This is a genomic window from Nocardia sp. NPDC019219 (genome assembly GCF_040632645.1).
GTDB classification, from domain to species: domain Bacteria; phylum Actinomycetota; class Actinomycetes; order Mycobacteriales; family Mycobacteriaceae; genus Nocardia; species Nocardia sputorum.
In genome coordinates this window covers 21,097-34,340 of the sequence record NZ_JBEYCG010000006.1, presented here as the reverse complement: position 1 = coordinate 34,340, position 13,244 = coordinate 21,097, and the positions used below count along the sequence as shown (strand labels likewise).

Below are 13,244 nucleotides of genomic sequence, written 5' to 3'. Positions count from 1 at the left end.
GGACCGGGTGTGTTTCAGCCGATGCGCTGTCCGTTGACACGAGCCAGGCCCGCGATGCCCTTCGGCGTCGGTATCGAGCCGAACCAGACCTCCTTGCGGACATCGAAGGAGGTCTTGAAGCCGCCGCCGTCGATCGTGTGGGTGGCCGATGTGATGCGGTAGAGCCCGCTGAACTGCTCGCCGAGGCCCTTTAGATCGATGACCCGGCCGGCCTTGATCTCCAGGTTGCCCACCGCGCTCCCGCTGCCGGTCAGGCGATTGTTCAGCCGCGGCAGTAGCTCGCTCAGCAGCGTCTTGGGCATGGCCGCGGCACCGACGGCGTCGATCTTGACCAGCTCGCGCGCCGCAGCCGGGCCCACGATGTCCTCGATGCCCTCGAACCCGGGGAAGATCTGCAGGTCGAAGGCGGCGCGGTCGAAATCCCAGCCGAGGACCACGACGAGTTCGGTCTTGATGCTGGGGACCCAGATGCGTGTCTGCACGCCGAGCACCTGGCCCACCGTGCTCAGCCGAGGGGTGAACTCGGCGAGGGAGGCTCCCCAGGTGAGGCTCACACTCGGTGCGAGGTCTCCGAGCAGGAATTGGAATCGCAGGACGAAACCCCGGGGCTCGGCGGTGTGGTCGATGTGCATTTCCCACCCGTTCTCCTTCGCGATCCCGGTCAGGAAGTCGAAGTCGCTCTGTGAGCCTTGTAGGCGGACGCCCTTCTTCGCCTCATCCGGATCGATCGCGTAGGCCATCAGCAGGGCAAAGAACGACAGCGCCGCGCCCACCGGGTCGTTGTGTGGGATGAGCAGATTGCCGGCGGCGACGAGGGAGGTCACCGCGGGGTCGGGCAACGGGAAGTGCCCGATCGTCGGGATGTCGATCAGGAACCCGCGGTCCTTGGTCCCGGTGGTCAGTCGCTGCAGGAAGTCGTGCGCGACCACCGTCAGGGTGGGCATCCCGCCGCCGGGAAATGCGGCGGAGATGCCGGTGATCTCGCCGACGAAGACGCGTTCGAGCGGGTCGGGCGCGTAGCCGAGCGACAGGGCGAACGGCTGGTCGACTTGCAGGAGCGGGTGGTCGAGCCAGCGCAGTCCTTCGTTGGCGAGGGTGATCTCGACGCGGTCCGCGCCTTCGATCCCGTCGGTGTGGCTGATTCGCGAGATCGACCCCCGTAAGGCGGGCGGGATGGCTTCGCCATCGATTTCGATCGCGAACTCCGGCGCGTAGGACGGGTAGCGGGCCATCAGCGCACGACCTCACCGGAGTCAGGGTCGTGGAAAGGCAGCGACGGAATCCGCAGCGGTTGTCCGGTGTGGATCTCTCGTGGATCGGCGAGCGCGTTGGCCAGCGCGATCGGCCGCCAGACGCGTGGGTCCTGGTAGTGCTCGGTGGCGATCCGAGTGAGTGTCTCGCCTTGGCGCACGATGTGGATCTTGGTGAAGTCCGCCGTCTGCCGGTCCACCTCCTTGGCCTCCCGCTCGGCGTCGATGAAGCGGTTGAACGTCACCGACACCCTTGCCCGGACGGGTCGGCCGTCGTCGGCGAACATCTGGAACTTCTGATTCGCCTTGGCCAGCACGCATCGGAAGTCCAGCGACCCCCACTGCACGCGCAGTACTGGCGGCGCATGCAGTTCCTTATCGATCTCCAGTAGACCGACAACCTTGCCGGTCAGCTCGCGGACGTCCCGTTTCTCGACGTCGTCGGTGTCCCAGGTGTCGAAGAACAGCTCCATCTCCAGGGTCTGCATGTTGCCGTTGACGAACTGCAGAATGGGGCCCGACAGCCCGGGGATCGCCTGGGAGGCGAACATGTTGTCCTGGTTGAGCGTGTACTCCTCCGGGTTGAACGGTAAAAGGAATTCCTGCCCGGTGTGCTCGACCGTAACTTTCAGCTTCTCCACCACGCACCTTTCCCTTCACCGTTCTCAGAACGCTCGGCCGAACCGCTCGCGGTGGGCGGTGAGGCGGTCGTCGAGCCGGGTCACGATCTGCTCGGTTAAGCCATCGAGGTCAACTGGCGGTGGGAGCGCCGGGCTCGGGCTCGATGCGACGGGCCCGAAACCCGGAATACCGACACCCCGGCGAGCGACATCCCTCGACGCCCGATCGACCTCGACGCCGACTGCCGGGCGATTCCGAGGAAGGGCGGTGGGGCGAACTGGAGACTCGATGCGTCGGTGCCCGTAGGCCACTCGCATGATCATCTTGCGGCATACCGCGGGCAAACGAGCCTCGGCGCGGTCGGACGCCGCCACCGCGACCGCGGGCGGCCGGGTCGCAGGAAGGAGTTTGGGAGTGGCGCGAGTCTGGGGATCCCAGCGCTCGTAGCCAAATGCACGCGCCCGCATCGGCTCCGACGACGGACGCCCCAGTCCCACGCCGGGCACCGCCGTATCGTGACGGTATGCGAGCACCGATCGCGTTGTGCTGCGCTGCTCGATCACTACATGCGAGCCGTGCCCGGCCGGTGGCCGGGGCATGACTGTTCGCGCGCGGACGGTCAGGTGCAGGTGAGCGGTGAAGCTGAACTGCTGTCGAGTGCGCGATTGCTCGGCTCGGACGACAGGGCGACGTAGCAACGTCATCTGAGATGGCCGGTGCACCCGCCCGTGGCGTCTCGCGCGCCGGGTTTTGGTGTGCGCCCATGCTGTCCAGCGCTTGAGGTTGGGGCCGCTTGCGAGTTCGCTCACCTCGGGATCCCTTCGTTGCAACGCTCGTTGATGGCGGAAATCTCGGCGACCCATCGGCGTCGGTCGGCGTGCTCCATCCGCATGACCGAATCCGGTGGCCAATGGAAGTGATAAGCGAGGAAGGCTACCTCCTCGTAGAGCGAGGCGAGGGGGTAGCCTACGATCCCCCCTCGCCGTTCACCGCCGCGTTCGTTGCCGCTGCGAATGTGTGCTCACACCGCGGGCACGACACCTTTCCGTTCGTCTTTTCCGGTTGATTGACGGTGTTGTAGAGCTCTTGCAGATACGCCAGATCGGCGGCGTACAGGCTCTCGATCACCTTCGGGTTCACCTGCCCGAGGGTGCCGAGGGCGGTGACCACACGGGCGAGGATGATCACGATCAGGTACGCCTCGTTCTGCTGCACTCGATGGTCTCGCAGCGGTTGGATTTCGTCGGCCGCGGTGGCCAGCCGCATCATCCCCTCGCGGTGCAGTGTGCCGTCCTCGTCGACATAGCCCAGCGGCAGCGTGAAGGGGTACTCGGTTTGGAACACGGCTAGGCCCTCTCGATTCGCTCGTGTGCGATCTCGAGCGTTTCGATCGCGACGTCGGTGCCCTTGGCGCTGAAGTCCGCGCCGTCCCATTTGGTGGGCCATCCCTCGAAGAAGTTCCAGCGGGCGACCTCGGTGCCGTCCAGGTCGTTGAGGATGATGCTGCCGTTTCGGCGTGACACCTTCCCCTTCGTGACGTCCCTGAACCATTCGTACAGTTCCCGGGAATCGGTCAGCCCCCATTTCAGGGTGATGTTCGGGTACTTTGTCGGGCCGGGCAGTTTGCGGTTGGTGGTGTTGTCGCCGCCCTCCCGGTACTCGATGGGGTCAGCGCTGGCGCCGAACCCTGAGCAGTCGGTGAAGCCCGCTTGAGTGATTCCGTCGATCTCGACCAGGAAGTTGAAGTTGCGATACGGGTCGACCCGTACTCCGTTTGCCATGGGTGCCGCCTTCTACGCGGGGATCTCGTTGACCTGAGCGATACGGAACATCACGAACTCGGCCGGCTTCACCGGCGCCACCCAGACTTCGGTGACCACCTGTCCGCGGGCGCGCACATCGGGAGGGTTGGTGGTCTCGTCGCAGATGACGCGGAACGCCTCCTCGGGGACGGTCCCGAAGAGGGCTCCGTCGCGCCACACCCCGGTGAGGAAACCGTTGACGCTGCGGGTGATCCGTTGCCAGAGCGGTTCGCTGTTGGGTTCGAAGACCGCGAATTGGGTGCCCTGGTCGATCGACTCGCGCAGGAAGTTCATCAACCGGCGGATGTTCACGTACTTGATGCCGCCCGCCGCCTCGTTCAGGTCGCCGCCCATCGTGCGCGCACCCCAGATCCGGATGGTGCCGTTGAGCAGACGGATCGCATTGATTCCTTCCGGGTTCAACCCGTCCTGTTCGGCGGTGGAGAGCCGGTAGGTCAGGCCCAGTGCCCCGTTGACCTGTTCGTTCGCCGGGGCCTTGTGCACGCCGCGCTCACCGTCCACCCGGGCATAGATACCGGCAACCAAACCGCTCGGCGGGATGGAAACCGTGCCACCGGACACGGGGTCCGACACCTCGATCCACGGAAAGTAGATGGCCGCGAAGTCGCTGATTTTTACAGCTCCCTTGATCGCGTCCACGGTGATCGTTTTTGTGTCGTTGCCATCCAGAACAGCAACCCGGTCCTTGAGTTTCTCGCAATGGTCCACAAGCTTGCCGCGAACGGCGTCGTTCAGGGCGCCAGGTGCCGCGACGATGGCGATCTCGTCGATCGCCGCCATCCTCGTCAGCACGGCATCCACCTCGGTGGCGTCGTCCAAGTTGCTGACCCTGGCCACCCAGCAGCGACTGCCACCGTTGTTGAAAAAGCCGTACACCGAGTGCGCGAGGTTCAGGTTGCCGGCGTCGAAGTCGCCGAACTGACGCTTGAACTGCTCCCAGTTGGTCACCGGGAACGGCACGCCCTGAGCGACGAGGGTGTAAGGCTTGCCGTCCGGGCCAACGGGCATTTCGTTTTCGGCGACGGTCGATACGCCGATGAACGCGGCCGTGCTGGTGCCCACACCGGCGATCGAAGGTGTAAGGGGTGTCTCGCGGACGTAGACGCCGGGGGAAAGCGGAACAGTCATCGGCAGCGGCTCCTTCTCGATGGGGTTGGCTGGGGTGGTGTGTGAGATGGTCGGCTATGGCGGGAACGTGATGTCGTAGCCGTCGGGCGCGGTGGCTGGGACGGTGATCACCTCGTCCCGCGGAACATGGCCTGTCGCCGTCGCGCGCAGGATGTGCTCGCCGGCAACCAGACCCGAGAGCCGGAAACGGCCGTCGGCGTCGGTGGTGGCCGCCCGTCCTCCGGTGACCGTGACGACAGCACCGGCGACGGTCCCGGCGGGGTCGCGGACGACACCGCCGATCGCGAACATCGGCTCGCCCGGGGTGGCTGGGTCCAGGTCGTCGTCCAGATCGATCTCGCTGGTGATCACCTGCGGTCCCTCCGCGGCAGTCACCTCGAGATCCATCGCAATCGTCACCACGAGCCGGAACGAGGTGCGCGGGGAGATGCCGAGCGCGGTCCAGAACTCGTCGAGGTTCATCCCGTCGCCGGACTGCGCCACCCACATCGGGACCGGAAACGGTTGGCCGACAAGGGAGTTCTGCAGGTAGATCGGCGGGATCGTCGGAAAGCGGCTCAGCTTGCGCAAAGCGTTGGCGAGGATCAGCTGTTCCTCGGCGACCGCGGCGTCGTCGGTCTTCTTCGACCATGCCGTGACGAGATAGTCGCAATCGACCCGCAGAGGCGGTGTGCGCCTGACATACGATCCGCCAACGAGATCCAGGATTGGCTCAGGGTCACGCAGCATCCGGTTCTCGCGGACACCGTAGAGGAACACATCCAGCGTCGTCACCGACGGGGCGAACGCCTTGTCCGGGGTCTTGAAAGTCACCTCGACACCCGCGAGCGAGGGTGGCGCGGTCGCGTCGTCGAGAATCTTGCGCAGCGTCAGGCCGAGATCGTCGAACATCAGCCCTCCCGACCGAGTATGTCGGCGTAGGCGCCCGCATCGCTGTCGGAGAGCACCCGGCCGATCTTCTGGTGCTCGCGCCGCGCCGCGCGCATGACGTGTCCCATGTCGATCCGCCCGCTGTTGGCCGAGGCGAGGTACGCCGCAGACACCACGATGTTCTTGATGTTGCCGCCGGGCAGGCGAAACTGGCGGGCGAGGAAGGGGTAGTCGATGGCGTCGTCCACTGGAGCCTGAGCGGGAATGAAGCGGCGCCACATCCGTTCTCGGTCCGCCTCGTCGGGTACCGGGAAATCGATGACGAACTGCAGCCGCCGTAAGAACGCTGCATCGAGGTTCTCGCGCAGGTTGGTCGCGAGAATCGCGATGCCGTCGTATTCCTCTATCTTCTGCAACAGGTAGGCGATCTCCACATTGGCGTAGCGATCGTGGGCATCGCGCACTTCCGAGCGCTTGCCGAAGATCGCGTCCGCCTCGTCGAAGAACAGCACCGCGTCAGCGGTCGTGGCCGCGTCGAATATTCGTTTGAGGTTCCGCTCGGTTTCACCGATGTACTTGCTGACGACCGTGGCGAGATCGATCACGTAGAGATCGAGCCCGAGCTCACCCGCCACGACGTCCGCGGCCATCGTCTTGCCCGTGCCCGACGGCCCCGCGAACAGCGCGCAGATCCCGCGCCCGGAGGCCAGAAGCCGATGGAACCCCCAGTCGTCGAGGACGCGGCGACGGTGCGCTACCCGGCTCGCCACCTCGCCCAATTGCGCCTTCGTGTCGGCGGGCAAGACGAGGTCATCCCAGCCGTACACATGGTCGATCTTGCGGGTCAGCGTCCCGAGTTCGCGGCCGGATCGCGCGCGAGCGGCCGCGAACAGATCGTCAGACGCCGGGAGCGCACCCATCCACGCGCCGCGGTGCACCGCGCTTGCGACGACCTCCCGGATGTGCGCATCCGTCAGCCGAAAACGACTGGCAAGCGCCTGAACAGCCCACTCATCGACAGCCATCCCCGCGGCCTCGACAGTCGCCCTCCAGCACCGCGCGCGGCTGGGCGCCGACGGCACCGGAAAAGGCACGGCCACGACACCAGCGGCCAGCTCCCCACGAGTTGACGCCGGAATCCACACCTCCTCACCCGACAGCACCGTGAGCACGCGCGAGCACGCGACCTCTTTGGTGAGCGCGGCACGCAGTCGGCCCGCAGCTGCGGCAGGCACCGCGTCGACACCGCCGAGAAAGATCCCAGTTCCCCGAAACCACGCCTCACGAAACGCGATCCGGAGGAGTTCCTCGACCGGTCGCTCTTCACCGGATGCCCGCTCGAGATCCACGACCAACAGCCGCCGACCGGCCTCGGCAGCCAGCGCCTCAGCCGCAGCCAGCTGGCCGACCCCGCCCGGGCCGCAAAAGAACAGCCGTGGCGGAGGGTCGCCACCAGTCCGCATCACGTCCGCGGTCGGCAGCGCATCCAGAGTGCAATCGTCCAGTGGGAGCTCCGCGCGAGGCCGCCCGGGCTCACCGAGAAACGCACGGCCCACGAGCCGTGGGTCCAGGGTGGACTCCGACAGCAGCAGACGCAGCACCTGCCCGTCCACCAGCATCTCCTGCGCCAGCAACGGCTGCTGCGGCCGCGCCGGATCGACGACAAGATGCAGCAGACCGTGGTGCACCAGCGGCGCGTCGGGCGCCACCCTGGCCCTGGCCGCTATCCGCTCTGCAGCATCGGCACACAGCAGGTGCAACGCAAGATCGACTGAGGCGCGGCGCCGGCTGACGTCATCCTGAAGATAGCCGAACAGCCGCTCGTACCGAAGATCGATCTCCGGTGCGGCCGCGATCAGCAGAAGATCAAGATCGAACGCCGTGAGATCGAACGCATTCGCAAGCCACTCACACACCTCGCTATGGGCATCGGTCACAATCGCGCCACCGGACAACACCGGTTGCCCGGGGCTCCGGCGCAGCAACCGGGCGACCTCCTCAGGCCGGATCACCAGACCGCGATACGGATCAGCCGCCGCATCCGACCCGAACACCTCGGCTGCCGCGTCCACGGCACGCGTCAGCAGTGCGTCGAGTCGCCGCAGCGACTCGACCAGCCCGGACACCGTCACCGCTCGGCCATCACGACCGGTAGCGCTGAGTCACCCGCGCGGAGCGGGACGATTATCGCGACGGACCTGACGACGAAGCGATGAAGCCGTTCTCGAATATCCACGTCAGTCGACATTGCTGTTTCTCCCTTTGGAGATTTGGCAATCCGGCCACGGCCGCGAACTCGCGACCATCAGAACCCATTTCCAGCCACGATCCGAAGACAATTCCGAGACTAGAATGTTACCAAATAGAGGTAGCGGGGGAATTCGAGCAACTTAACTGTCGGGCGCAGTGCAGATGGGAGTGTGCCTCACCTTCGGGACGATGTCAAGGATCTCGTCGGCCATCAAAATTTCAACCAGGTGTTCCCTGCCTCACCGAGAAGGTTCGCACAGAGCGGCTACGCGAACTGCGCGAGGCAGAGGTGCTCGAACCCAGTCCGGTTTCATAACGCCGGAGTGTCCGCGATGGAAGTCGTACCGGGACCAATCCGTCACGTTTGGGTGCGACTTGGCGCACATGTTCGGTAGCCAAGGAAAGGACGTTGCCGTGAGACATGCCCTTCAGTCAGCCCAAGCACACGGTCACCAACGCGAACCGCGCGGGACAAACTTGGTCGACCACCTCACTGGCTAGTGTGCGAGCGTGGACGGCTGGATCGATCCAGCCGGTTCGCGGTACGCTGGGTATGCACCGAGGGCAGGATACTTGATAAAGATCGATCGACCTCCTCATGAGAAACCACCTACAGAAAAGATGGTGCGCCTAGCCCATGGAGCGGTTGCGTACGCATTCCACAACAATAGACATGCCGTGGAAACAGTGATGAGACGATCGGAGACACTATGCACGCCCTCGTGCAGAGACCGAAGTCAACTCAGCAGGCCGTGTCGGTCCAGCCTCCAAGTCTCGCTCGAGGATGCCCTGAACTTGGCCGCGACTTGAACTGGCTCCATCACTTGCATCACAACATGGGGAATCAAGCGGTCCAACGAATATTGCAAGCGCAGACCGAAGAACCTAATGCCGGATTGACCAGTACCGCAGCACCTCGATTTGGAAATGATTCAAATTGTATCGCCACAGGCCTTCGAACCGCGTATCCTCCGCTGCAAACGAAGCTCAAGGTCAATGCGCCCGGGGATAAATACGAGCAGGAGGCAGACCGCATCTCTGAGAAGTTGATGCGGATGGAGGTTCCCGACCGTACACATGCGACGCCGCCGGCAATTCAGCGGGCCACCACCGGATTCCGGGAGGAACCTGCAGCGACGTATCTCCAACGCCTTTGTACCGACTACGAGGAGGAGGCGCTCGAGCGGAAGGTTGTGTCAAAGTATGCGACTGTGGGTGGGGTTCAGACATTGACTCGAGCCGAAGCCAATGTGAAAGCCGTCAGCGGTGGGTACCCGCTGACCCGCGAGCAACGGGAATTCTTTGAGCCGCGCTTCGGTGTCGACCTCAGCCGCGTGCGAATCCACACCGATTGGTCGGCGGATTCCGCAGCGCGCTCAGTGGGCGCACTAGCCTTCACGCAAAGCAGCGATATCTACTTCCGAAATGACCAATACTCCCCCGATTCCTTTTCGGGGCGAAAACTGCTAGCACACGAGTTGACTCATGTCATACAGCAGGGAGCTGTACCAGAAATTGGGAATCCATCGTCTAATGGGGATAGCATCCAGCAGCGATCCACCGACCCCTCGACGGTCGACCGACAACCCAACGACGAATCCGCGTCAGTCGAATCCGGCGCGTGCTGCGCCTCGTGTGCGAGCGGCCGCCTCTGTGAGGACGACCAGCGGACCGGATTGAAGCGTCCTTCTTCGATCGGCACTACACATGGGGGCGTCCTTCAGCGAGCCTGCGGCCCGGCCGGTATCGGCTCGCCGTCCGGCTGCATAGGATCATCAGAATCGTGGCGAGACGACGCCGTGCCGTATCGGTTCGATGCAGGCTGCGATTCGTTCAGACCGGGTGAACGGGCTCGGCTCGCCGCAGAAGGCGTAGCCGCCGTACAAGCCGGGCGTGTGCTCGCGGTTGATGGATACGCGAGCACCGAAGGCGAATCTTGGTTCAACGTAGACCTCTCCTGCGCGCGTGCTCTGCAGGCCGCGTCCGTTCTCGCTAATGCCGGGGCGAGGGTCGCTGGCGTGTATTCGCATGGGCCTGTCACTGGCGACGCGTATCTGCGGCGGTCGGTCGTGGTCCGATCGACGTCCGATCAGCGCAGGAATCCCCTGCAACTAACCGGGAAACAACTGGCTTCGCCGCAGTTCCCGCAGGTCTGTAGGCCCGCAACCGGAATCGGCAATACCGACTGCGGTACCTACGCGATGGAGAACTGGTGGCTGCCACAGGCCTACGTACATAACGCGACGTGTGCCTGCCAGGAGACTCCGAACGATCCGAAAGCGAACTGCATAAGGAAATTCCTGCAAGACCGGGTGAGCCGGGTCAATCGAGAGAAAAAGGTTGAGGCCGCGCACTGGCTCGGGGCGTTGATGACTGGCCATGTGAGCAAAGGCGCCTACATCAACTATGTCCAACTCAATCTGACACCGATGATTTACCAGGACCACGTCGATGCGTACGGGACATGCTGCTGTCCTGCTGGCCCCGCCCCACTGGCGGCGTGGCGCGGCGTGACTACCATCCCACTGCCTTGCTCGCTCGTCGGATGGTCGATCCGGCAATACGGATCCTGCCACGCTACGCCGGGAAAATGGTGAACCAGCCTGCGAATTGTCCTGCCCCATTGATCATCAGGCAGGGCATCTTGTCCTCGTAGAGGTCGTCGGCTGCGAAGTCGTCGAGGATCAACACGGCGGGCCGGACGAATTCACGCAGCCGTTTGTCCCAGGTCCGGTCGGCGTGACCACCGGCGAGAGGCCAGCAGGCGGCTGGTCTTGGTGAACCGGACCTCGGGGCCTTGACGGCTCGCCAGATGGCCGAGTCCTTGCGCTACATGGGTTTCTCCCTCTCCGACCGGCCCGGTCAAGATGACCGACTCGCCGATGGGCAGCCGTCTCACTGCGGCGAGGTCGCGGATCTCGGCGGCGGGGCAGTTTCGGGCTGGCGGCGATGTCGAACTCCTCCAGGCTGACCTGCTGTTCGAACTGGCCGCGACGGATGCAACGGGCGATCGCTTGGGATTCCCGGCGGGTGATCTGGTCATGGCACAGGACCTGCAGGAACTCAACATGCCCGAGATCGCCGGCGCGGGCCTGGGTAAGTCGGGAGTCCAAGGTCGGCAGCTTCAACGTCCGCAGCGCCTGCTCAAGGGCGGCTTCGACAATCATGCCGACACCTCCTCGCCGCGTTCGTCTGCGCCCCGCTCGATCGTACTCGCCACCGGGCGGTGACTCGCCGTGCATCTCGGCGCACTTGGCTGTCAATTCGCTTATCAAAGCGGAGTGCGTCTTTTCGATTCAGACCGGGCAGTTGAGCGGTACATCCGGTCACCGCGACGGGACTGTCTTCGTCGTCTTGAGACCATTCGCCCCGCGTGTCAAAAGTCCCAACGCCATCCCGGCAAACGCTCGAGTAGCCTCCTACGCTCATCGTCGAGAGCATCCCGACGCATACGTTGTTCACGAACCCAGGCTCCAAGTGGCATGCCTGATTCAACCTGTCCCACAGGAACCCGGGAATGACCCTCCCGGCGAACGTAGTTCACAAGCAAAATGAACGATTGGACCCAGCTGCGGTCCTTTTCTTGACTTCTCACAGATGAGGGGAGGCGGCCGGCAGTCCGCAGTCGCCGCAAATTGACAAGGGCAATATTTGCGTCAACATTACCTGCGGCAATTGCCTGCCGGTACCACCATTCGGCCTCATCGAAATTGTCGAACAAATCAAGAATTATCCCTGTAATGAAGATCTCCTCAGGAGACAATCCCTCGATCTGACGGTGCGCGATAGATGGAATCTCGAGCTCAGAGGATGACAGTGCCGGCGATGCCGCAACGTTATTCGATTGTTGGAACCGATCTTCGACTGTCGCAGCAAGACCAGTGACGGAAAGACTCTGGGTGTTCGGCGTTAAGCCGACTACCTTTTTCAGCTGTTCCTGATCGGACTCCGCAAGATCTACCATCATGGCCCAACTAGCCCAAAGCAAGTCGGGAGCACTCAATCGCGCGGCAGCACCGCCGAATGCGGTGCTGCTCACGAAATCAATCGTTAGCGGCTTCCGCGCCTCAATCGAAGTGGTTGCTCGTTTGACAACCGCGCTGTTTCCAATCATCTCTTCGAGAGATGTAAGAGTCTCTCCGATGTCGGAACTTCCATCTGAACCATAGCTCAAATTCTTACCGTTTCCCGCAAGCTCGACCGATACTATCGGCAAATCTCCCCTCTTGGAGCGCTTCAGGAGAGCGCTGGGAGAAGGGCGCAAATCGACATAAATGTCATGACGGCGCGGGAGCTCATCACCACGGAAGCCGATCCATGCCTCCTTACCGAGTCCGGTCATGTAGATGCGCCCGTCCTCGACCTGCCAAGCAAGTTCTCGCGACCTATTCTGATGGTAACTATTCAGAATCCTGCAAGTTCGAGCGGTGATATTTGGAAGTGCAGTCTGCATAATGGATTGCAGCGCTCTTTGTTCGCCAACGAGATTCAGAGATTTAAACGACTCCAGATTGACACTGCGCCCAACTTGGCGCCAGAAGTCTGTGAGATCCTGCGAAATCGTACCAAGAAGCAACTGTAGCCTATCCGGCGAAAAATTCAATCTAAGGTTCCGGAGCTCTCGAGGGAATTCGTGGGCCGAGCCGCCAGCGGCGACCCACACGGTTTCAAAAATGGATGTCAACTCGGATGCTTCACCGGGAGAAAGCCAGTCATCGATTGCGTTCAGTGCAGATTCAGTCAATTGCCGGTCGGCATCCATTGCGCCCGAAAAACCGCGACTGACCCTGATCGCGGCGTCCTCTGCCGCTTCTGTTTCAAACAGGCCGAGCCCGCCTCGAAGCACCGATGCGGGGAGCAGGTGCCCTCCGGAGTTTCCTGAAATACTGCTCATGCGATCGAATGCTTCGACTTCGGTAACCAACGACTGCGTTGACCGAGCGGTACTCGAAAGTTTTGCCACTCCGGATTCCGCGACGGAATATCCTTCCTCGAACAATTCCGATAGATGAACAAATACGGGCTTCGATTCAGCATGTTCCTGAACATCTTGCTCAATAATCCAAGGGTCCTGAGTGGGCCGAAGGTAGATCGGCCTGATTGCGCCGCTGCCTCGCGATGGCCACTCGACGACTAGATCCGGGATATAAGTATGATTAAAATACTCGGTCTGCACAATTTTTGCAGAAGGATCTGTTGCCAGAAGCGTCTCGGTAACAATCTCCTTGAGGCGCTGAATCGATGCGACAGCATTTTCGATCAGGAAGGCGTCATACAACTTCGCTTCGATCTCTGAAGTCAT

12 protein-coding genes are annotated in these 13,244 nt (G+C 62.8%); 2 read left to right on the top strand and 10 right to left on the bottom strand.

Features of this window, described 5'->3' with window-relative positions; all coding sequences use genetic code 11:
* Positions 1-14: 14 nt before the first annotated feature.
* The 8 genes from ABZ552_RS13630 to ABZ552_RS13595 all read right to left on the bottom strand — a co-directional run bounded on the left by ABZ552_RS13630 (position 15) and on the right by ABZ552_RS13595 (position 7,824).
* Positions 15-1,232 (bottom strand): hypothetical protein, encoded by a 1,218-nt coding sequence (locus tag ABZ552_RS13630; RefSeq protein WP_281874035.1) that lies wholly within the window; start codon positions 1,230-1,232, stop codon positions 15-17.
* On the bottom strand, positions 1,232-1,894 hold the full coding sequence (locus ABZ552_RS13625) for a LysM peptidoglycan-binding domain-containing protein (RefSeq protein ID WP_281874037.1): 663 nt from the start codon (positions 1,892-1,894) through the stop codon (positions 1,232-1,234). The genes ABZ552_RS13630 and ABZ552_RS13625 overlap by 1 nt, the downstream gene beginning before the upstream one ends.
* Positions 1,895-2,676: 782 nt before the next feature.
* Complete coding sequence (locus ABZ552_RS13620) at positions 2,677-2,844, bottom strand: DUF6760 family protein (RefSeq protein WP_357437656.1); 168 nt, start codon at positions 2,842-2,844, stop codon at positions 2,677-2,679.
* Positions 2,838-3,215, bottom strand: a complete 378-nt coding sequence (locus ABZ552_RS13615; protein ID WP_281874038.1) for a hypothetical protein — start codon at positions 3,213-3,215, stop codon at positions 2,838-2,840. The genes ABZ552_RS13620 and ABZ552_RS13615 overlap by 7 nt, the downstream gene beginning before the upstream one ends.
* A gap of 2 nt (positions 3,216-3,217) precedes the next feature.
* Entirely contained in the window at positions 3,218-3,652 is a 435-nt protein-coding gene (locus ABZ552_RS13610; RefSeq protein WP_281874039.1) for a phage tail protein, read from the bottom strand.
* Positions 3,653-3,664: 12 nt separating this feature from the next.
* Complete coding sequence (locus ABZ552_RS13605; RefSeq protein WP_281874041.1) at positions 3,665-4,822, bottom strand: phage tail sheath subtilisin-like domain-containing protein; 1,158 nt, start codon at positions 4,820-4,822, stop codon at positions 3,665-3,667.
* A gap of 54 nt (positions 4,823-4,876) precedes the next feature.
* On the bottom strand, positions 4,877-5,713 hold the full coding sequence (locus tag ABZ552_RS13600; RefSeq protein WP_281874042.1) for a Pvc16 family protein: 837 nt from the start codon (positions 5,711-5,713) through the stop codon (positions 4,877-4,879).
* The gene (locus tag ABZ552_RS13595; RefSeq protein WP_281874045.1) at positions 5,713-7,824 is read right to left on the bottom strand and encodes an ATP-binding protein; all 2,112 of its coding nucleotides are present in this window, start codon (positions 7,822-7,824) and stop codon (positions 5,713-5,715) included. The genes ABZ552_RS13600 and ABZ552_RS13595 overlap by 1 nt, the downstream gene beginning before the upstream one ends.
* Positions 7,825-8,778: 954 nt before the next feature.
* Between ABZ552_RS13595 and ABZ552_RS13590 the strand changes: the two genes are divergently transcribed.
* Entirely contained in the window at positions 8,779-10,539 is a 1,761-nt protein-coding gene (locus tag ABZ552_RS13590; RefSeq protein WP_281874046.1) for a DUF4157 domain-containing protein, read from the top strand.
* Between the two features lie 110 nt (positions 10,540-10,649).
* Here the strand turns inward: ABZ552_RS13590 and ABZ552_RS13585 are convergent, their stop codons facing one another.
* Complete coding sequence (locus ABZ552_RS13585) at positions 10,650-10,841, bottom strand: ATP-binding protein (protein WP_281874047.1); 192 nt, start codon at positions 10,839-10,841, stop codon at positions 10,650-10,652.
* Between ABZ552_RS13585 and ABZ552_RS13580 the strand changes: the two genes are divergently transcribed.
* Entirely contained in the window at positions 10,810-11,172 is a 363-nt protein-coding gene (locus ABZ552_RS13580) for a hypothetical protein (protein WP_281881290.1), read from the top strand. The two genes, ABZ552_RS13585 and ABZ552_RS13580, sit on opposite strands and share 32 nt — an antisense overlap.
* Positions 11,173-11,318: 146 nt before the next feature.
* Here ABZ552_RS13580 and ABZ552_RS13575 read toward each other — a convergent pair whose 3' ends face one another.
* Positions 11,319-13,244 carry a helicase associated domain-containing protein gene (locus ABZ552_RS13575; RefSeq protein ID WP_281874049.1) on the bottom strand — a complete coding sequence of 642 codons (1,926 nt, stop codon included), beginning with the start codon at positions 13,242-13,244 and terminating at the stop codon, positions 11,319-11,321.

Coding starts and splice junctions, on each gene's coding strand:
- ABZ552_RS13605 (WP_281874041.1), bottom strand. CDS start 4,822: ATGACTGTTCCGCTTTCCCCCGGCGTCTACGTCCGCGAGACACCCCTT.
- ABZ552_RS13600 (WP_281874042.1), bottom strand. CDS start 5,713: ATGTTCGACGATCTCGGCCTGACGCTGCGCAAGATTCTCGACGACGCG.
- ABZ552_RS13610 (WP_281874039.1), bottom strand. CDS start 3,652: ATGGCAAACGGAGTACGGGTCGACCCGTATCGCAACTTCAACTTCCTG.
- ABZ552_RS13590 (WP_281874046.1), top strand. CDS start 8,779: ATGGGGAATCAAGCGGTCCAACGAATATTGCAAGCGCAGACCGAAGAA.
- ABZ552_RS13575 (WP_281874049.1), bottom strand. CDS start 13,244: ATGACTTCAGAGATCGAAGCGAAGTTGTATGACGCCTTCCTGATCGAA.
- ABZ552_RS13630 (WP_281874035.1), bottom strand. CDS start 1,232: ATGGCCCGCTACCCGTCCTACGCGCCGGAGTTCGCGATCGAAATCGAT.
- ABZ552_RS13580 (WP_281881290.1), top strand. CDS start 10,810: ATGACCGACTCGCCGATGGGCAGCCGTCTCACTGCGGCGAGGTCGCGG.